The following is a 20,164-nucleotide window of genomic DNA, read 5'->3' on the forward strand; positions in this document are numbered from 1 at the left end:
CAATGTAATGGATGAGAGAATGGTTACAGGTGAATTACATGAGGAAGAATCCTATGTTGAACTTAGTCTTCGCCCCACAACACTAAATCAGTACATCGGTCAGGACAAGGTAAAGGAAAACTTAACAATCTTTATCCAAGCGGCTAAGATGCGTAATGAGCCATTGGATCATGTGTTGTTATATGGACCACCAGGGCTCGGTAAAACGACATTAGCTGCTATTATTGCCAATGAGATGGGTGTTAACTTTCGTTCAACATCAGGACCTGCAATTGATCGTGCAGGCGACCTGGCAGCAATTCTCACTTCCTTAGAGGTTGGTGATGTCTTATTTATTGATGAGGTTCATCGATTGCCACGAGCAGTGGAAGAAGTATTATATTCCGCTATGGAAGATTTCTTTATTGATATTGTTATCGGGACAGGACCAAGTGCCCGGTCGGTAAGAATTGATTTACCACCTTTCACACTAGTTGGTGCAACTACGAGGGCAGGTTTACTTTCGGCCCCTTTACGTGATCGTTTTGGCGTTCTTTCAAGGCTGGAATACTATGAAACAAAGGATTTACGAGCGATTGTAGAACGGACAGCAGAAATCTTTGATACGAAGATAGTAAAAGAGGCTGCGATAGAAATTGCCCGACGTTCCAGAGGGACACCTCGTATTGCCAATCGACTTTTACGTAGGATTCGGGATATATCCCAAGTAAAAGGTGAAGCGGAAATAAGTGTAGAAACAACTGATGTAGCCCTCGGAATGCTACAAGTGGATGATCAAGGATTAGACCATATTGATCATAAACTTTTAAAAGGCATTATCGAAGGGTTTCAAGGAGGGCCAGTTGGGTTAGACACGATTGCAGCAACCATTGGTGAAGAGTCACAAACCATTGAGGATGTGTATGAACCCTATTTATTACAGATTGGTTTTATTCAGCGAACTCCGAGAGGGAGAGTTGTCACACCAAAGGCATATCAACATTTTGGTATGAAAGTGAATGATGAAACGTGAATATCGGTAAGATGTTTATTATAATTGGAATTATATTGGTTGTTATAGGGCTAATATGGACATTTATTGGTAGGTTACCTGGTGATATTTCGTTTAAAAAAGGAAATGTTACCTTTTACTTTCCAATCATGACATCTATTATAGTAAGCATTATCTTATCATTACTATTTTTTATTTTAGGACGATTTCGTTAATCTGTTTAAAGGAGTAACACCATGAATATAGAAGATTTTGATTTTGATTTACCAGAAGAATTAATCGCACAGACACCATTGCGCGAGCGAAGTGCATCTAGATTAATGGTTTTAAATAAAGATACGAAGGAAATAGCACATAAACAGTTCTCAGATATTAAGCAATATTTAAAAGCAGGGGATTGCTTAGTATTAAATGATACGCGTGTCTTACCTGCAAGATTATATGGTGTAAAAGAGGATACGGGAGGAAAAGTAGAGATTCTGCTGCTCAAACAACTAGAAGGGGATTCTTGGGAAGTTCTAGCTAAGCCTGCTAAACGCATTAAAGAAGGTAGCGCCCTGACCTTTGGTGAGGGCAAGTTACGGGCAACATGTACAGGTACTTTAGAACATGGTGGCCGTATATTACAATTTGACTATGAGGGGATCTTTTATGAGGTGTTGGAGGAGCTAGGGGAAATGCCTTTACCACCGTATATAAAAGAGCAATTACCAGAAAAAGAACGTTACCAAACCGTATATGCTAAAGAAAAAGGGTCAGCAGCGGCTCCAACAGCAGGATTACATTTTACTACTGAATTACTAGAAGAGATAAAAGAAATGGGTGTCACGATTGCTTTTATTACACTTCATGTCGGACTTGGAACATTTAGACCCGTATCTGTAGATAATATTGATGAGCATAAAATGCATTCTGAGTTTTATGTGATGTCACGTGAGACTGCAGAAACACTGACTCGGGTACGAGAAAATGGTGGTAGAATCATTTCGGTTGGTACAACCTCAACAAGAACACTAGAGACCATTACACGTGATAATAATGGACAATTTGTTGAATCCAGTGGTTGGACGGATATATTTATATACCCGGGGTTTGAATTTAAGGCAATTGATGGATTAATAACAAATTTCCATCTGCCAAAATCAACGTTAATTATGTTAGTCAGCGCGTTTGCTGATCGAGATTTTATACTGAAAGCTTATCATGAGGCAGTTAAAGAAAAATATCGCTTCTTTAGTTTTGGCGATGCGATGTTAATTATGTAGAAGAGGAAAGATACGATGACAACACCGATACGTTATGAATTAATTAAAACAGATAAACAAACAGGAGCAAGACTTGGAGTCGTTCATACACCACATGGTTCGTTTGAAACGCCGACATTTATGCCGGTAGGAACTCTCGCGACTGTAAAAACAATGAGTCCTGAGGATTTAGAGTCGATGGGAGCGAATATTATTCTATCGAATACGTACCATTTGTGGTTGCGCCCGGGTGAAAATATCATCAAAGAAGCTGGTGGACTGCATAAGTTTATGAATTGGGATGGCGCAATCCTAACCGATTCAGGTGGTTTCCAGGTATTTAGTTTGAGTGATATGCGAAAAATTACGGAAGAGGGTGTACATTTCCGTAACCACCTAAATGGTGAAAAGCTATTCCTATCCCCAGAAAAAGCGATGCAAATTCAAAATGATTTAGGCTCTGATATTATGATGGCATTTGATGAATGTCCACCATACCCAGCAACACATGAATATATGAAGCAATCTGTGGAAAGAACTTCTAGATGGGCAGAGAGATGTTTAGCCGCTCATGCCAGACCAGATGTTCAAGGGTTATTCGGGATTATTCAAGGTGGAGAGTATGAAGATTTGCGTAAACAGAGTGCACAGGACTTAATTTCGCTTGATTTACCTGGCTATGCCGTTGGGGGACTTTCGGTTGGGGAACCGAAAGATGTTATGAATCGAGTATTAGAGTATACGACACCATTAATGCCTAGTAATAAACCACGATACCTAATGGGGGTTGGTTCACCAGATTCCTTGATAGACGGTGCAATACGTGGGATTGATATGTTTGATTGTGTATTGCCGACTCGAATTGCCCGTAATGGTACATGTATGACATCATCAGGAAGGTTAGTAGTGAGGAATGCCAAATATGCACGCGATTTTGGTCCAATTGATGAGAACTGTGACTGTCATGTTTGCCGAAATTATACTCGTGCCTACATCAGACATCTAATAAAATGTAATGAAACATTTGGTTTTAGACTTACTACTTATCATAACTTATATTTTCTGTTAAAATTAATGGAGCAAGTACGACAAGCTATACGCGAAGATCGACTTGGTGACTTTAAAGAAGAATTCTTCGAGCAATACGGATTAAATAAACCGGATGCCAAGAATTTTTAATGAGCGTTTAGAAAATCATGATTTTTTAAACGAATGTATTGGAAAGGAGGGACAAGTATATGGAGAGTTTAATTACGTTATTACCCTTAATAGCTATGTTTGTAATTTTCTATTTCTTGCTGATTCGTCCGCAACAAAAGCGTCAGAAACAAGTAAGGCTAATGCAGTCTGAACTTAAAAAAGGTGATTCTGTTGTGACGATAGGTGGTTTTCATGGCGTGATTCATGCTTTAGATGAAGACACGGTAGTATTACAAGCGGGAGACGGTTCTAAACTTACATATGATCGTTCTGCGATTCGTGAAGTTAAAACTGTATAATCAAAAAGTAAAAGAGACTGACCTGGGTTAGTCTCTTTTATTTTCGAATCTAGTAGCATGTGTTTAATTAAGCAATGGTCTTCTACTCCTGATTGGAAGTAATATTGACACCGACAGCCCCACCGAATAGCGCTGCTAAAATATAAAAGAAATGATGGATGGTTTGTTGTAAGTTGAAGCCAACTTGATATCCGAGGTATTGAACTAGGAAAGTGAACACCGTAAATCCTAATCCGGTAATCGCTCCGATTATCCACCCTTTCTGTTTTCCTTTCGCCCCGGCAACAGCCCCACCAATAAATAAGGAGATTAATCCGATAACAAGTGTTACCCAATCTGTTGCAGGTTCATTAAAAGTAGAGAATCTTAATAATAGAGCCAATGCCATACTAGAAACAAGAATTAATCCAAGTACAACAATCCATCCGTAAAGTAACGCTGTAAATTGTTGATTTCGCATGAGAATCCCCCTCACAAAAGTCCTTTTATAGTATTCATATTCTTGTCCGTTGAAAAGTAGACGAGTTTTTTATAGATTTATTTACTATCAACGAAATGCACTAGTGCACTCCCTTGTCAAAATTATGACTTAATCCATTTTTGTAAAAATGGAATTTGTTCTAGTTCTTCCTTCGTGATAAATCGCAAAATAAATAGTAAGATGACATAGATAGCTGATAAGGCAATCAATGATAGTCCAAATAGAAATAGGTTTGGATCGTAATTTATATAAAAGTCATAAATTAACTTACCAGTAAACCAAGTTGCGAGAATTAAGACAATCATTTTTGCGATGTCTTTGATTGGAATGTAGAAATTAATAGCCTGACGTAAGGAGGCTAAATGTAATAACGTTATGAGAATGACACCGACTGACATGGCGATTGCAACTCCCATGATGCCAAAGCTTTCATTTGAGGCTAGAATAAATAGAACAATGAATTTTACTACAGCACCTATTAAGCTATTCCACATTGCTGCCTTGGCTAAGTCTAATGCCTGAAGCGCAGCTTGTAATGGTGACTGGATATAAAGTAAAATATAGAATGGTGCCATAAATATAAGAATATTGCTTGCATTAGCTGTACCATACATAAAAGATAGGATTGGAACGGCAAAAATCGTTAATACGACCGTAGCAATTGCTCCCGAAGCAAATGATATCCGAATGGATTGATGGATGCGATAGTGTATAAGGCTAGTATTTTGCCTTGCATCTGCTTCTGAGATATTGGGAACGAGTGCTATAGATAATGACTGGGTAATAAAGGTTGGTAAAAACAGAAGCGGTAAAACAAACCCAGTTAATTCTCCGTACTGCTTTGTAGCTAATGCACCTGATATACCTGCGAGAGCTAGACTGTTCGTTACAATAATGGGTTCAAGAAAATAAGAGAATGAACTAATCATTTTGCTACCAGTACTCGGTAGAGCAATAGAGAATAACTCTTTCACGGTTTGCTTGCTTGCTTTTACATAGGCAAAAAAACGATGCCGTATACGAATTGTTTTTTTGCGTTTAAACTGATATATCATATAGAGTAGGGAAGCAAATTCGCCTAAAATAACACTAATCATGGCTCCTGCAGCGGCGTACTCTATTCCATAAGGCAGTAGTAAATGTACAAATAAGGCAACACAGCTAATACGTACGATTTGTTCAATAACCTGTGAATAGCTCTGTGGTTTCATGTTTTGTTTCCCTTGAAAATAACCGCGTAAAACGGATGAAACCGCCACAATAGGAATGATCGGGCTAACTGCGATTAACGGATAAAGTGTACGTTCATCTGTTAATAATGTAGTGGCGATAAAAGGTGCTGCAAAGATCATTACTGTTGTAAAGATAATACTAGAAATGGAGGTAATAATAATCGAAACTACTAATATTCGTTTTATTTTCGCATGATCTTGCTGTGCATCTGCTTCTGCTACACGTTTTGATATAGCAACAGGCAGTCCAAGTTGTGTAAGCGTCATGACTAAGAATAGAGTAGGAAGGGCCATCATATATAGCCCTACACCTTCTTCTCCCATAAGTCTGGCAACTACAAGACGATTAATAAAGCCTAGAAAACGAGTAATCATGCCTGCTGCTATTAAGATGAGTGTCCCTTGGAGAAAAGTTTGTTTAGACACATCGACGACCTGCCTTCTCAAATAATAAAATTTCATATACAATGATATATATGCGATTGGTGTAGCCAAGCATGACAACTTGTACAATCTTATTACAATCTTTCTAGGAAGGTGAAGGTCTTGGAGATAAGGAAGACTGTTGAAGCATGGAAGCAGGAGTTAAGACCAGCTTTGGAAAGTAAGACGCAAGAATTTCAAATGATGGGGTATTCTCGAGCAACAGAAGAAGATATTTGGAAATGCCTGATGAAGAAAGTGTGGAAAGGTAATCCAGAGAAAAGACTTTATGAAGTTGTCCAAGATATACTACACCTTAGCTCGAGTACATATATGAGCTATTTGACTATAGATGCGTACCAAGATGATGATTTGATGGTTTCGATCGCTGCCTTAACTGGCAATAGCTAAACCCCTAAGCGTTACATATGTGTTTGATACATAAAAGGGAGGAACTTTTTATTATGAAAAATAAAGGACGGATTGCATCCTTTTTCCTAATTGTTATTGCATTAGGACTTATTATTGGATTATTTACACCAAGTGTTACGAAAAGCATTAATCTTGGACTGGATTTGCAAGGGGGCTTTGAGGTCCTTTATACAGTAGAACCAATTGATGAAACCCAGGAAGTCGATCGGAGCTTATTGGAAGCTACAGTTCAATTATTAAATGATCGGGTAAATAAGTTAGGGATAAGTGAAGCGGTAATTGATATCGAAGGAGAAGACCGTATTCGCGTTCAATTAGCTGGTGTTGAAAATCAAACACAAGCCCGTGAAATGTTAGCAACCTCAGCTAGACTGACCTTTCGCGATGTCCATGATACGGTATTGCTAGATGGATCTGATGTGAAGGAGGGAAGTGCTAAGCAAGATTTCCACCCAGATACGAATCAGCCTATTGTTACCCTGCAAGTAAAGGATGCAAGTAAATTTGCCCAGGTAACGCGAGAGTTATCGCAAGAAAGCCCAGGTGAAAATTTACTAGTTATATGGATGGATTATGAAGAGGGGGATTCTTTTGAAGATGAAGCATTAAAAGAAGAACCAAAATTTGTCTCAGCACCATCCGTAAATGAACCAATTCCTGGCGGTAATGTTATGATCACCGGAAACTTTACTGTTGAAGAGGCACAATATTTGGCGAGCATTATTAATTCTGGTTCTCTGCCAGTTAATTTAGTGGAGATATTCTCTACTTCTGTAGGAGCACAGTTTGGTCAGCAAGCTTTAGATCAAACCATACTTGCTGCAATAGTTGGAATCAGTATTATAATTGTGTTTATGATAGCAGTATATCGCTTTCCAGGTTTTATTTCTGTTATATCATTAAGTGCTTATATATTCTTAGTACTTGCTATATTTGAAAGTCTACGAGGTGTACTAACATTACCTGGTATAGCAGCATTGATATTAGGGGTAGGTATGGCAGTAGATGCCAATGTTATTACCTTTGAACGTATTAAGGAAGAATTACGAGAAGGTAAATCGTTACAGGCAGCCTTCAAAAAAGGGACAAGTAACTCCTTACGGGCAATTCTAGATGCTAATATTACAACACTACTAGCGGCGGCAGTACTATTTATTTTTGGTACTAGTTCTGTAAAAGGGTTTGCGACGATGTTGATTATTAGTATCGTAGTAAGCTTTTTAACTGCAGTGTATGGAACTAAATTACTCCTCCAATTATGGATTAAAGTTAAATTCTTCAAAAATAACCCAGGTTGGTTTGGCGTAAAGAAATCAGATATAAAAGATATCCGTGATAATAGTGAAGTTCCAGCAACATTCTTAGGTAAAGAATGGAATGTAGTGGATAATCGTAAGAAGTTTTTTGTTATCACGTTTATATTAACGGTTATTGGTGTAATTGCTTTTGGTATATTTAGATTAACTCCTGGAATTGACTTTACAAGTGGTTCTAGAGTGCAGATTATGGCGGATGAACCGTTAAGTGAAACAGAAATTGAGTCAGATTTAGAAGCACTAGGATTAGAGGCAAGATCTATCATACTTTCTGGTGAAAATAATGAAATTGCAGTAATTCGCTACCAGGATGTGATACCAGAAGATAAAATTGGTGAACTGACCACTTATTTTCATGATAAATATAATGTAGAGCCCGGTGTTAGTGTTGTTTCGCCAATAGTTGGGCAAGAATTAGTGAAAAATGCCATTTATGCCCTTGCAATTGCTGCTGTAGGAATGATTATTTATGTTGCATTCCGCTTTGAGTTCTACTTTGCAGTTATGGCGATCCTAACATTACTCCATGATGTATTTATTATGTTAATGGTATTTAGTATTTTCAAGATTGAGTTTGATGTTACTATCGTTGCTGCAATCCTAACGATAGTCGGATATGCAATCAACTCCACCATTGTTACATTTGATCGAATTCGTGAAAATGCTGCACAATCAAATCGGGTGATAAAATCCTTTAAGGAGCTTTCCAGTATTGTTAATCGAAGTATTGTTCAAACGATGACTAGAACGATAAATACTAATATTACAACATTAATTGCTATAGTCGCATTTTTAATTTTAGGTGCAGAGCCGATTCGTGGGTTTGGTATTGCCTTACTCATTGGAATCATTGCAGGTACCTACTCATCTTTATTCCTAGCAACACAATTATGGTTAGTATGGCGAGGAAAGAATATCAAGGATAAGCCAGTCGACTTTAGAAAGAAAAAACGTGTGGAAGGACCACAGGTTTAACGAAACAATCCCTTTGCAAGTTGCAGAGGGATTGTTTTTTTCTACTTGTATAAAATAAAGGGTAGCGAAAACAGACAAGGAGGAATCATTGTGAGGGGACAAACGTATGTGATTGTAGCGATTATTTTTGTTATACTGGTTGCTATATTTGCTGTAATGAATGTTAGTCCTGTACAGGTTACCTATTTTTTTTGGCAAGTAGAATCACCATTAATTTTAGTAATACTTTTCTCTGTTTTAATGGGGGGAATTATTACGGCTGCTGTTGGTATGGTAAGAATGTTTAAGCTTCAAAAAGAGATAAAAGTAATAAGAAGGAAGAATGCAGCATTATCTCAACTAGTAGAAGACAAGAATGTAGCTGAAACGAATGGAGGCACACAAGCTTCTAAAGCAATTGATGTCAAACGAGAAGACTAAACGATAAATTCTCATTGCTACCCCTGACTCTATTTGTGTATAATAGATTAGTCAGGGGTGAATATATGCTACAAAGCAAGTCAAAATGGAAATTTGTGCGTACAGATGAATATCAAGACCAGTGGATGGATGACTCAATAGAATTATCCCCCGTGATAAAAGAGTTATTAGTACAGCGTGGTATTCAATCATATGAAGAAGCGCAAGAGTTCTTAATGCCATCTATTGATAACTTGATTAGTCCTATGAAGTTAGCTTCCATGAATATTGCTACAGAACGAGTCCATCAAGCCATTCGCGCCAATGAAAAAATTCTTGTATTTGGTGATTATGATGCGGATGGGGTTAGCTCGACAACGATACTTATTAAAGCATTAGAAGAACTAGGTGCTAATTGCAATTTCTATATACCGAATCGTTTTACAGAAGGATATGGTCCTAATGAAGCTGCCTTCAGAGAGGCTTGTGAAAATGGATATAAACTTATTATTACAGTCGATACCGGTATTGCCTCTGTTTATGAAGCAGAAGTAGCGAAGGAACTAGGTATCGATTTAATCATTACCGACCACCATGAACCACAAGAAGCATTACCGGATGCTTTTGCTATCATACATCCAAAATGTTCTCCACAATATTCCTTTAAGGAATTAGCTGGAGCAGGAGTAGCCTTTAAATTTGCACAAAGCTTACTAGGTTATTTCCCAGAGCATTTATTAGATTTAGTTGTCATTGGTACGGTTGCAGATTTAGTTCCTTTGGTTGGAGAAAATCGGATATTAACTTATTATGGGTTACGGAAGCTATCCGTTACAAAGCGGGAAGGTTTAATTGCCTTAAAGAAGCAATGTAAGATTGAAGGGAATACGACAGAAGAAGACATCGGATTCTTAATTGGACCAAGGCTAAATGCGGTAGGGCGATTACAAGATGCTGATTTAGCTGTTCAGCTACTTTTAACCGATATTCCGGAAGAAGCCGAGGAATTAGCAGAACAAGTAGGGCAACTAAATCAAGAGCGACAACAAATTGTTGCATCTATTGTAAAAGAAGTGGAGCAACTTGAAACAATTGACCCAGAAAAAGGGGTTATTGTCGTTGCAAAACAAGGCTGGAATGAAGGGGTTCTGGGTATTGTTGCATCTAGACTAGTAAGAAAGTATGACCGACCGGCAATTGTACTGTCAATCAACGAAGAAAATGGTACTGCTAAGGGTTCAGCAAGGAGCATCCCTGCCTTTGATTTATTTCAAAGCTGTATGAAATTTAAAGAAGTGTTCACTCACTTTGGTGGGCATGCACAAGCAGCTGGGATGACATTACCAATTGAAAATGTGAGAATACTAGAAAAAGAACTAGACCATTTGATTCAACAGGAATTAACGAGTGAAGACTTTAAGCAAGAGGTCCTCATTAGCAAAACGCTTACGTTATCGGATATTAGTGAAACATTAATTGATGAGATAGGTAAGCTAGCACCATTTGGAATGGCAAATCCAAAGCCTAAATTTCGGATTGAAGCAAAGCCTAATGAAGTCCGTCAATTAGGTAATATGAAAAAACATTTGAAACTGCTATTTAAGGAAAACGGAAGCTCTTTAGAAGGAATCGCGTTTGGAATGGGAGAATTATATCATTATATTTCGCCCAAAGCCACGCTATCCGTAGTCGGAGAACTAGGTATGAATGAATGGAATGGCATTCGTAAGCCACAACTCGTCGTGGAAGATATGCGAATTGATCATTGGCAATTATTTGATCACCGAGGAAAAAAACAAGTAGACATAACGAATTTCCTTAATCAGTTTGATAGACATATGCTATTGTATAATGAGGATTTTTCTAATAACCATGATTTTCCAGAAGGAATCATGCCGTTAACATATAAAGAAGCACTGACTTATCATGAGGAGATAGATGTACTTCATCTCTTTGATCTACCGGCAGATCTAGATGAATTGAGAAAAATCGTGAATAAAGTTAAGCCTTGCGTCATTCATGCGTGTTTTTATATAGAAAATAGTGTATACTTATCTAGTTTTCCCTCAAGAGAAGATTTTAAATGGTTATATTCGTTAATATGGAAGAGAAAAGAACTGAATATCCGTAAAGACTTACAAGCCATTATAAATGCTAAGGGCTGGACTAAGGATTCAATTATGTTTATGTTAAAGGTGTTTTCTGAGCTTGAATTTGTTAATATTAGTAATGGAATTATTGCATTAAATTCATCGCCACAAAAAAAGGATTTACAAGAAGCACACATCTATCAGGAACGTGTGAAGCAAACAGAAATTGAAAAAATGCTTTATTACGCAACGTATGAAGAATTAACAAGATGGTTTGAAGATTGTATGGGACTGATGGATAAACCTAAGGAGGAAATGACCCATGGATTATAAAAAATATATTAAAATTGTACACGATTGGCCAAAAGAAGGTATCGAATTTAAAGATATTACGCCATTAATGGATAATGGAAAAGCATTTAAATCTGCAGTAAATGAGATTGTAGAATTTGCTAGGGATAAACAAATTGATTTAGTGGTAGGACCTGAAGCTAGAGGTTTTATTGTTGGTTGTCCTGTTTCCTATGCACTTGAAGTTGGATTTGCACCGGTTAGAAAAGAAGGTAAGCTTCCACGTGAGGTTATTAAAGTAGACTATGGTTTAGAATATGGACAAAATGTCTTAACCATTCATAAGGATGCTATTAAACCAGGTCAACGTGTTCTAATTACCGATGATTTATTAGCAACAGGTGGTACTATTGAAGCAACAATTAAATTAGTGGAAGAATTAGGTGGAATTGTTGTTGGCTGTGCCTTCCTAATCGAATTATCGTATTTAAATGGTTTGGATAAACTTAAAGGATATGATGTCCTATCCTTAATGAAATATTAATTTTTGTAGGTCTGGTGGAGAAATCCTTCATCAGACCTCTTGTAATTCGGAACAGGATTAGCTCGTAACGACAGCTTGCTTAATACAAGTTCTAAAATGTTCTACTAATGATAAGTGATATTGAGAACTTGACTAGGTGAGTTACCAGAAAATGTAAAGGTATTTTTTCTTTACATTTTAATAAATTTTTTTGATACTAGAAAGAAAGTATCTTCTACAATTAAAGGTGATAATATGGCGAAAAATGACATTATAACAATTGAACAATTACAAGAAAAAGCTAGCACGTATTTATCGGAGGACGATGTTGCGTTTATTATGCGTGCTTATACGTACGCAGAAGAAGCACATAGGGACCAGTATCGTAAATCAGGAGAAGCGTATATCATACACCCTATTCAAGTTGCTGGCATATTAGTAGATTTAAAAATGGATCCAGTGACGGTTGCGGGTGGATTCTTGCATGATGTTGTAGAGGATACCGAAATAACATTAGAAGAAATAGAAGAACAATTTAATAAAGAAGTTGCCATGCTTGTTGATGGTGTTACAAAGCTAGGTAAAATCAAATACAAGTCAAAAGAAGCCCAACAAGCTGAAAATCACCGAAAAATGTTTGTCGCTATGGCGAAAGATATACGTGTTATATTAATTAAGCTAGCGGATAGATTGCATAATATGAGAACTTTAAAGTTCTTACCACCTGAAAAGCAACGTATCAAAGCGAATGAAACGATAGAAATCTTTGCTCCATTAGCACATCGTTTAGGAATTTCTGCGATTAAATGGGAGCTAGAGGATATCTCATTACGTTACTTAAATCCCCAACAATATTACCGAATTGTTCAGTTAATGAAGCAAAAGCGGGAACAACGTGAATCTTACATTGATGAAGTTATTCAAGAAGTAAATAAACAGTTAGAAGAAATAAATATAGAAGCAGAAATCTCAGGTAGACCGAAACATTTGTATAGTATTTATCAGAAGATGATAAAACAAAACAAACAGTTTAATGAGATCTATGATTTATTGGCAGTTCGTATTTTAGTCAACAGCATTAAAGATTGTTATGCGGTATTAGGAATTATTCATACGTGTTGGAAGCCAATGCCTGGTAGATTTAAAGATTATATTGCAATGCCAAAGCAAAACTTATACCAATCCTTGCATACAACGGTAATTGGTCCTAAAGGAGATCCTTTAGAAGTACAAATAAGAACGAAGGAAATGCATGAGATTGCCGAGTACGGGATTGCTGCTCACTGGGCGTATAAGGAAGGTAAGCAACTTAACCGAGATAAGAAATCATTCGAAGAGAAGTTAACGTGGTTCCGTGAAATTTTAGAATGGCAGAATGAGACGCATGATGCGGAGGAATTCGTTGAATCTCTGAAAGTGGATTTATTTTCCGATATGGTCTATGTCTTTACGCCTAAAGGAGATGTAATAGAACTCCCATCTGGTTCTGTTCCACTTGACTTTGCTTACCGAATTCATACGGAAATCGGTAATCAGACAATCGGGGCAAAAATTAACGGGAAAATGGAGCCATTAGACTACAAATTAAAAAATGGCGACATAATCGAAGTACTAACTTCGAAACATTCCTATGGACCTTCTCAAGATTGGTTAAAGATCACCCAAACATCACAGGCAAAGAATAAAATTAGACAATTTTTCAAGAAGCAACGCCGTGAAGAAAACGTAGCAAAGGGTAAGGACTTAGTCGAAAAAGAGATTCGGGCATTTGATATCGAGCCGAAAGAAGCATTGACAGAAGAGAATTTAAAACGCGTTTACGAACGATTTAACTTTGTTTCTGAGGAAGATTTATATGCCGCTGTAGGTTATCAGGGTATTACTGCAGCGCTTGTCGCAACAAGATTAACGGAAAAAATACGTCAATCTCGCCAAAAAGAAGAAGACCTTGCCAAAACATTAGAAGGGACAAAAACAGAGTATAAGGAATTTAAAAAACATAAGAAAGACTCTGGTGTGATTGTAGAAGGCATTGATAATCTACTTGTACGTCTATCCAAATGCTGTAATCCTGTCCCTGGTGATGAAATAATTGGGTATATTACAAAAGGTCGAGGCGTATCCGTCCATCGAACTGACTGTCCAAATGTACAAACAGAGGAAGCAAGAGAACGACATCTACATGTGGAATGGGAAGAAGATCAAACACAAAAGCAATATCATGTGGATCTAGAAATCTCAGGTTATGATCGTAGAGGCTTATTAAATGAAGTATTACAAGCAGTGAATGAGTCGAAAACAAATATTACCCATGTAAATGGCAGGTCTGATCGTAATAAAATGGCTGTTATTCAAATTACGATTTTGATTCATAATACGAATCATTTAAGAAAAATTGTGGAACGGATTAAGCAGATCAAAGATGTTTATGCAGTTACACGTACACTACAATGAAACTGGCACAAAACAAAAAGTTAGAGATGTAAACCCGAATAAGGCATCACACTAGCTCCGTAAAGATAGGTAGACGAAAGGCAAGGATCCAGACCTTGGATGAACCTCCAGTCTACTAACCATCCACGGAGCGGTGGCTTGCTAATTATTCGGTTTTTCCTTTATCATAAACATTTCTAACTCAACCTCTATAGTACTAGTAAAAGGAGATTTGAAACATGAGGGCTATTATTCAACGTGCTAGAGATGCACGTGTTACCGTAAAAGATGAGATAGTTGGCAAAATCGATAATGGTTTTGTCGTGTTAATTGGAGTTACCCATGAAGATACAGTGGAGGATGCACAATATCTAGCAAATAAAATGGTCAACCTACGTGTATTTGAAGATGAACAAGAAAAAATGAATTTATCAATAAAAGATGTAAATGGCGAAATTTTATCGATTTCCCAATTCACCCTTTATGGCGATACTAGAAAGGGCAGAAGACCAAACTTCATGCAAGCAGCGAAGCCACAGCAAGCAAATGAGCTTTACGAGAAGTTCAATGAAATGCTTCGTCAAGAGGGAATAAAGGTAGAGGTAGGTAGATTCGGAGCAATGATGAATGTTACACTTACCAATGTTGGTCCTGTAACTTTAATTTTAGATAGTAAAGATAGATAACGAGACAGGGGCGTAACAAAAAGAATTAAAGGTAACACCGAATGATATTCAATACTAGCTCCGGAAATATACGTAGACTCCTGCGGGAGGACAGGGCAAGCTTGAGACCCCTAAAGAAGTAGTACGAGGAGGCTCACCAGCCGCCCGGTGGCAAGGTAGACCACTGCGATGGCCTTTTCGAGCAGATGTCGCCCCTGTGCTGGAAGTAACCGCAAGTATATTTCCGGAGCAGGGTCCTTGCTCATCATTCGGTTTTGCTTTTAGGATAAATTCTGTTGTCCCAGCCTCTACTTAATTAGAAAAATAACGCTGTAATCCATTTACAATACCAGAAACGAGTTTTTTCTGATAGGCATTTGTCGTCATTAGAGTATCCATTTCAGGATTGGACATGAACCCTAGTTCAATAAGTACAGCAGGCATCAGATTTTGTCTAATTACTTGGAAATCACCAAATTCCGCACCACGATCTCTGTCACCTGATTCTTTAATAATCTCTTGCTGAATATAACGTGCTAATTCTGCATACTGCTCATGGGAATAATAGGTACTTATGCCGGTGACTGTAGGAAGATCGGGTACACTATTATAGTGTAAACTTATGAAAGCATCAGCATTAACCGTGTTAGAAAGAGTTGCACGACTTGCTAATGAGGCAAATGTATCCTCCTCTCTAGTAGTTATAACGATAGCACCTAACATCGTTAATTCCTGAGCTAGAATATCTGCTGTTTTATAGGCTAAGTCCTTTTCTTGTACATTTGTAGGACTAATAGCACCTGAATCAAATCCACCATGACCTGGATCTAGAACGATTGTTTTTCCTTTTAATCCTTCGCTCGTTTCCTTGATTTCATCTTTAACTAAGTCTGATAATACATACCCTTCTATCGTGTCATTTTCCACTTTTAACCAATTATCCGTTTTACCGGTTACAGAAAGAGTTTCCCCTTCTTCAGCAAAATAGACAATTTCATCATCAGCTGACGGACCATTTCTAATATGAGTTTTCTCAAATGGGATGGTAATGGAAGTCTGTTCAACAGAATGATCAAGCCCAACATCTTTCACTTCTTGTTCAGACGAATCTTCTTGAATGGTTACATAATCCGTCGAAATCCAAGCAGTATATCCATCAAGTTGAATCTCAACCCAATCCCCTTCTTGACCGACAATGGGGTATTGTTCATTTTGATGGACTTGTCCTAGTTTATCGTAATCCGTACCAGGACCACTTCGTAGATTTAAATAATTTTCGTTAACAATGACCTCTTTTGTACTAGCTGTTACTGGAAAGCACCATGTAATCAGTAGTAGGCAAAGTATAATTCCAATTGTTTTTTTATAGCCCAATAGATTTCCTCCTAATAATTCTTAAACCACATGACATTTCTTTTTCTATTTTAATAAATATTGTCGAATTAGGCAAAACTAGTCTTATGAAAAAGGAGGCGATCTAATTGCGAATGACTGAAAAGCATTGGAGTTCCCATAATAATCGAGATATTTTTGGTGTAAACTTGCATAAGTTTATCGAAATGGAACAGTCCTCTGGACATATGGAAATAGCACAGGAGTTAGGGATATCACTAGGAGAGGTAAAAGCATTAAAGAAAAAGATTAATCGCTCTTGACAATCAGGAAGCAAAACATTATGATAATATTCATTCAAGTATCTTGAACGAACAAGAAATATCCTATGAAGGAAAAAGTAACTAGTACTTGCGTGAGCAGAGACAAAATGCCTTTGGCTGGAAGCATTTTGCATGGCAACCTAGTGAAAGACAATCCTGAGGATCTATATTGAACGTTATGACTAGTAAATATAGACGTTTTGCAGGCGTTAACTGTGAAAAGAGGATGCAATGGAATTGCGTCAACTAGGGTGGCAACGCGGGTAACTCTCGTCCCTTTTTTATAGGGACGGGAGTTTTTTGTATACTTTTATAGCAACAAGGATCAAGTGAATCATACATACACCGTGGATATGAAATAAGAGAAAAGTTAACCATTACATGACTTTGGAATTCATAATCGTTTTAGGAGGTTAAAAGAATGAATATTAAAGCGCCTAGAGGTACGGTAGATGTTCTACCAAAGGATGCTAAAAAATGGCAGTTTGTTGAGAATAAAATAAAGGGGATCTGTGATAAATACCATTACGAAGAAATTCGTACACCGGTATTTGAACATACAGAAGTATTTTCACGTGGGGTAGGAGACTCAACTGATATTGTGCAAAAGGAGATGTATACCTTTGAAGACCGTGGCGGTAGAAGTCTTACACTTCGCCCAGAAGGTACAGCTGCTGTAACGAGAGCTTTTGTACAGAACAAGTTGTACGGGGAGGCTAATCAACCTGTAAAACTATACTACTTCATGCAAATGTTCCGTTATGAACGACCTCAGGCAGGCAGAATGCGTCAGTTGAATCAGTTTGGGGTAGAAGTATTAGGAAGTGCAGATCCAGCGGTTGATGCAGAAGTGATTGATTTAGCGATGACTGTATATCGGTCACTGGGATTAACATCTTTAAAACTAGTAATTAATTCGTTAGGTGATGTTGAGAGTAGAAAGAGGCATCGCGATGCACTAATTAAACACTTTACTCCATACAAGGAAGAACTGTGTGAAGATTGTCAGTCTCGATTAGAGCAAAATCCAATGAGAATTCTAGATTGTAAAGTCGACAGAGACCACCCATCCATGAAAACAGCACCTTCTATTCTAGATTATCTGAATGAAGATTCGGTTGAATACTTTGAAAAGGTTAAAAAATATCTTGAATTGATGGGAATTGAATATGAAGTTGATCCTAATCTTGTAAGAGGCTTGGATTACTATAATCACACGGCATTTGAAATTATGAGTGAGGCGGAAGGTTTCGGAGCCATTACAACACTTGCTGGTGGGGGTAGATACAATGGACTAGTAGAACAGCTAGGTGGTCCAGCTACACCAGGTATTGGGTTTGGAATGGGAATTGAAAGACTATTAATGGCATTAGAAGCCGAAAATGTTGAAATTCCGTTAGAAGAAGCGTTAGATTGCTTTATCGTATCGATGGGAGAAGAGCCAAAATCGGAAGTAGTTCGTATTACACATGAATTACGTCAATATGGTATCCAAGTCGATCAAGACTACCAAGGTAGAAAAATTAAAGCTCAATTTAAAGCGGCCGACCGATACAAGGCTAAATATGTGTTAGTTTTAGGTGAAGAGGAGCTTGAAAAGAATGTCATAAATGTAAAAGAAATGGCTACCGGTGAACAAGTAGAGATTCCTTTAGATCAATTAACTCTCACAATGAAGGAAAAGCTTTTAGGAGGAAAATAGGATGAGCGAAAGAATACTAGCAGGAACGATACAAGAAAAAGATGTTGAAAAGGTAATTCTACTAAAAGGATGGGTTCAAAAACGCCGTGATCTAGGTGGTCTGATATTTATTGATCTCCGTGATAAATCTGGCATTGTACAGGTAGTTTTTAATCCTGATTACGAAGATGCCTTAACAATTGCAGAATCCGTTCGTAGTGAATACGTTATTGAAGTAAAAGGGAAGGTGGTGCTTCGTGACGAGAGCACGATAAATCCCCATATGGAGACTGGTACTCTAGAGGTTATCGCTACAGAGGTTTCCATATTAAATAAGTCGAAAAACCCTCCTTTTCTCATACAAGATGATACAGATGTGTCAGAAGATTTACGTCTGAAGTATCGTTATATGGACCTACGTCGTGGAGCATTACAAGAGACCTTTAAAAAGCGCCATCAAATCACACAGGTTGTGCGTAACTTCTTAAACGATGATGGATTCCTAGAAATGGAAACACCGATTTTAACGAAGAGTACACCAGAAGGAGCCCGTGATTACTTAGTTCCTAGTCGTGTACATCCAGGCGAATTCTATGCATTACCACAGTCACCACAATTGTTTAAACAATTGATTATGATGAGTGGCTTTGAAAAATACTATCAAATTGCTCGTTGCTTCCGTGATGAAGATTTACGTGCTGACAGACAACCAGAATTTACTCAAATTGATATTGAGACCTCCTTTATGACAAGTGATGAAATCATGACAATGACAGAGAAAATGATGCAGAAGGTGATGAAAGAAGTCAATCAGGTTGATATTCCATTACCATTACCAAGAATGCCATACAAGGAAGCAATGGAGCGTTACGGTTCTGATAAACCAGATACACGCTTTGGCTTAGAACTTATTCATGTTTCGGATCTACTAGCCAATTCTAGCTTTAAAGTATTCCAAGGTGCAATCGAGCGGGGTGGAAAGGTTGCATTATTAAATGTCAAAGGAGAAGCTACTAATTTCTCCAGAAAGGATATTGATAAACTTACTGAGTTCGTCAATGTCTATGGAGCTAAGGGACTTGCTTGGCTCAAGGTAGAAGATGGGGAATTAAAAGGACCAATTGCTAAGTTTATTTCAGAGGAAGAAAAACAAGGCTTACTAGAGCTAGCAAATGCAGAAGATGGGGATTTACTATTATTCGTTGCGGATAAGACCTCTGTTGTATACGATAGCCTAGGAGCTTTACGCCTTAAGCTTGGTAAAGAGCTTGGTCTAATAGATGAAAGTAAGTATAACTTCCTATGGATTACCGATTGGCCATTATTAGAATATGATGAAGAACTTGGCCGTTACTTTGCAGCCCACCATCCATTCACGATGCCGTTTGAGGAAGATGTTGAAAAGCTGGCAACTGATCCAGCAAGTGTTCGTGCAAATGCTTATGATTTAGTTCTGAATGGATATGAATTGGGTGGAGGTTCTATTCGTATTTATAAACGTGAACAACAAAATGAAATGTTTAAGGTGCTAGGGTTTACAGAAGAAGAAGCACAAGAACAATTTGGTTTCTTACTGGAAGCCTTGGAATATGGTGCACCGCCACATGGGGGGATTGCGTTAGGGCTGGATCGTATTGTTATGCTTCTAACAGGTAGAAGTAACCTAAGAGATACGATACTATTCCCGAAAACTGCATCAGCATCAGACTTGCTAACAGAAGCTCCAAGTGAAGTGAGTAAAGCACAGTTAACTGAATTATCTATTCAGCTAAATGAAAATAAATAACTTTATTGTTGATAATGTTTAAATTTTGTAACAATTGTAATGAATACT

The 20,164-nt window shown here is 37.7% G+C and carries 18 protein-coding genes and 1 other annotated feature; of the genes, 15 read left to right on the forward strand and 3 right to left on the reverse strand.

Annotation, left to right across the window (positions count from 1 at the left end):
* Positions 1 to 7 precede the first annotated feature (7 nt).
* From ruvB to yajC, 5 genes are read left to right on the forward strand one after another with little or no spacing between them, the layout of a single operon-like run.
* Positions 8 to 1,012, forward strand: a complete 1,005-nt coding sequence (ruvB, locus tag ACSKT4_RS08710) for a Holliday junction branch migration DNA helicase RuvB (RefSeq protein WP_186870300.1) — start codon at positions 8 to 10, stop codon at positions 1,010 to 1,012.
* An 11-nt stretch (positions 1,013 to 1,023) separates the two neighbouring features.
* Positions 1,024 to 1,206 (forward strand): DUF2905 domain-containing protein, encoded by a 183-nt coding sequence (locus ACSKT4_RS08715; RefSeq protein ID WP_186870301.1) that lies wholly within the window; start codon positions 1,024 to 1,026, stop codon positions 1,204 to 1,206.
* Positions 1,207 to 1,227: 21 nt separating this feature from the next.
* Positions 1,228 to 2,256 carry a tRNA preQ1(34) S-adenosylmethionine ribosyltransferase-isomerase QueA gene (gene queA / locus ACSKT4_RS08720; protein WP_465823198.1) on the forward strand — a complete coding sequence of 343 codons (1,029 nt, stop codon included), beginning with the start codon at positions 1,228 to 1,230 and terminating at the stop codon, positions 2,254 to 2,256.
* Between the two features lie 15 nt (positions 2,257 to 2,271).
* Complete coding sequence (tgt, locus tag ACSKT4_RS08725; protein WP_186870303.1) at positions 2,272 to 3,414, forward strand: tRNA guanosine(34) transglycosylase Tgt; 1,143 nt, start codon at positions 2,272 to 2,274, stop codon at positions 3,412 to 3,414.
* A 59-nt stretch (positions 3,415 to 3,473) separates the two neighbouring features.
* Entirely contained in the window at positions 3,474 to 3,734 is a 261-nt protein-coding gene (yajC, locus tag ACSKT4_RS08730) for a preprotein translocase subunit YajC (RefSeq protein ID WP_186870304.1), read from the forward strand.
* 82 nt (positions 3,735 to 3,816) lie between these two features.
* Here the strand turns inward: yajC and ACSKT4_RS08735 are convergent, their stop codons facing one another.
* Complete coding sequence (locus ACSKT4_RS08735; RefSeq protein WP_186870305.1) at positions 3,817 to 4,194, reverse strand: TIGR04086 family membrane protein; 378 nt, start codon at positions 4,192 to 4,194, stop codon at positions 3,817 to 3,819.
* Between the two features lie 122 nt (positions 4,195 to 4,316).
* Positions 4,317 to 5,873, reverse strand: coding sequence for a stage V sporulation protein B (spoVB, locus tag ACSKT4_RS08740; RefSeq protein ID WP_186870306.1), 1,557 nt, complete (start codon positions 5,871 to 5,873; stop codon positions 4,317 to 4,319).
* 120 nt (positions 5,874 to 5,993) lie between these two features.
* Between spoVB and ACSKT4_RS08745 the strand changes: the two genes are divergently transcribed.
* The 7 genes from ACSKT4_RS08745 (at position 5,994) to dtd (ending at position 15,015) form a co-directional block, all read left to right on the forward strand.
* A complete protein-coding gene (locus tag ACSKT4_RS08745) occupies positions 5,994 to 6,281 on the forward strand; it encodes a post-transcriptional regulator (protein ID WP_186870307.1) in 288 nt (95 codons plus the stop codon).
* Positions 6,282 to 6,334: 53 nt separating this feature from the next.
* A complete protein-coding gene (secDF, locus tag ACSKT4_RS08750; RefSeq protein WP_186870308.1) occupies positions 6,335 to 8,593 on the forward strand; it encodes a protein translocase subunit SecDF in 2,259 nt (752 codons plus the stop codon).
* 90 nt (positions 8,594 to 8,683) lie between these two features.
* Positions 8,684 to 9,013, forward strand: coding sequence for a lipopolysaccharide assembly protein LapA domain-containing protein (locus ACSKT4_RS08755; protein WP_186870309.1), 330 nt, complete (start codon positions 8,684 to 8,686; stop codon positions 9,011 to 9,013).
* Between the two features lie 65 nt (positions 9,014 to 9,078).
* Entirely contained in the window at positions 9,079 to 11,415 is a 2,337-nt protein-coding gene (recJ, locus tag ACSKT4_RS08760) for a single-stranded-DNA-specific exonuclease RecJ (protein WP_186870310.1), read from the forward strand.
* The gene (locus ACSKT4_RS08765) at positions 11,405 to 11,917 is read left to right on the forward strand and encodes an adenine phosphoribosyltransferase (RefSeq protein ID WP_186870311.1); all 513 of its coding nucleotides are present in this window, start codon (positions 11,405 to 11,407) and stop codon (positions 11,915 to 11,917) included. Before recJ ends, ACSKT4_RS08765 begins: the two co-directional genes overlap by 11 nt.
* A gap of 234 nt (positions 11,918 to 12,151) precedes the next feature.
* Entirely contained in the window at positions 12,152 to 14,350 is a 2,199-nt protein-coding gene (locus tag ACSKT4_RS08770) for a RelA/SpoT family protein (RefSeq protein WP_186870312.1), read from the forward strand.
* Between the two features lie 218 nt (positions 14,351 to 14,568).
* Entirely contained in the window at positions 14,569 to 15,015 is a 447-nt protein-coding gene (gene dtd / locus ACSKT4_RS08775; protein ID WP_186870313.1) for a D-aminoacyl-tRNA deacylase, read from the forward strand.
* 291 nt (positions 15,016 to 15,306) lie between these two features.
* Here dtd and ACSKT4_RS08780 read toward each other — a convergent pair whose 3' ends face one another.
* A complete protein-coding gene (locus ACSKT4_RS08780) occupies positions 15,307 to 16,368 on the reverse strand; it encodes an N-acetylmuramoyl-L-alanine amidase (protein WP_186870314.1) in 1,062 nt (353 codons plus the stop codon).
* A gap of 107 nt (positions 16,369 to 16,475) precedes the next feature.
* On the opposite strand from ACSKT4_RS08780, the gene ACSKT4_RS08785 reads away from it, so the two are divergent.
* From ACSKT4_RS08785 to aspS, 3 genes are all read left to right on the forward strand, one after another.
* On the forward strand, positions 16,476 to 16,649 hold the full coding sequence (locus tag ACSKT4_RS08785) for a hypothetical protein (RefSeq protein WP_186870315.1): 174 nt from the start codon (positions 16,476 to 16,478) through the stop codon (positions 16,647 to 16,649).
* Between the two features lie 56 nt (positions 16,650 to 16,705).
* Positions 16,706 to 16,930 (forward strand) — a binding site (T-box leader).
* A 140-nt stretch (positions 16,931 to 17,070) separates the two neighbouring features.
* The gene (gene hisS, locus ACSKT4_RS08790; RefSeq protein ID WP_186870316.1) at positions 17,071 to 18,351 is read left to right on the forward strand and encodes a histidine--tRNA ligase; all 1,281 of its coding nucleotides are present in this window, start codon (positions 17,071 to 17,073) and stop codon (positions 18,349 to 18,351) included.
* Between the two features lies 1 nt (position 18,352).
* Complete coding sequence (gene aspS, locus ACSKT4_RS08795; RefSeq protein ID WP_186870317.1) at positions 18,353 to 20,116, forward strand: aspartate--tRNA ligase; 1,764 nt, start codon at positions 18,353 to 18,355, stop codon at positions 20,114 to 20,116.
* Positions 20,117 to 20,164 lie beyond the last annotated feature (48 nt).

The organism is Ornithinibacillus liuyingii (assembly GCF_055550225.1).

Excerpts from the sequence above, each read along its gene's own strand:
- tgt (WP_186870303.1), top strand. The coding sequence starts at position 2,272 with ATGACAACACCGATACGTTATGAATTAATTAAAACAGATAAACAAACA.
- ACSKT4_RS08735 (WP_186870305.1), bottom strand. The coding sequence starts at position 4,194 with ATGCGAAATCAACAATTTACAGCGTTACTTTACGGATGGATTGTTGTA.
- ACSKT4_RS08765 (WP_186870311.1), top strand. The coding sequence starts at position 11,405 with ATGGATTATAAAAAATATATTAAAATTGTACACGATTGGCCAAAAGAA.
- ruvB (WP_186870300.1), top strand. The coding sequence starts at position 8 with ATGGATGAGAGAATGGTTACAGGTGAATTACATGAGGAAGAATCCTAT.
- queA (WP_465823198.1), top strand. The coding sequence starts at position 1,228 with ATGAATATAGAAGATTTTGATTTTGATTTACCAGAAGAATTAATCGCA.
- hisS (WP_186870316.1), top strand. The coding sequence starts at position 17,071 with ATGAATATTAAAGCGCCTAGAGGTACGGTAGATGTTCTACCAAAGGAT.
- dtd (WP_186870313.1), top strand. The coding sequence starts at position 14,569 with ATGAGGGCTATTATTCAACGTGCTAGAGATGCACGTGTTACCGTAAAA.
- aspS (WP_186870317.1), top strand. The coding sequence starts at position 18,353 with ATGAGCGAAAGAATACTAGCAGGAACGATACAAGAAAAAGATGTTGAA.
- yajC (WP_186870304.1), top strand. The coding sequence starts at position 3,474 with ATGGAGAGTTTAATTACGTTATTACCCTTAATAGCTATGTTTGTAATT.
- ACSKT4_RS08770 (WP_186870312.1), top strand. The coding sequence starts at position 12,152 with ATGGCGAAAAATGACATTATAACAATTGAACAATTACAAGAAAAAGCT.
- recJ (WP_186870310.1), top strand. The coding sequence starts at position 9,079 with ATGCTACAAAGCAAGTCAAAATGGAAATTTGTGCGTACAGATGAATAT.
- secDF (WP_186870308.1), top strand. The coding sequence starts at position 6,335 with ATGAAAAATAAAGGACGGATTGCATCCTTTTTCCTAATTGTTATTGCA.
- ACSKT4_RS08715 (WP_186870301.1), top strand. The coding sequence starts at position 1,024 with ATGTTTATTATAATTGGAATTATATTGGTTGTTATAGGGCTAATATGG.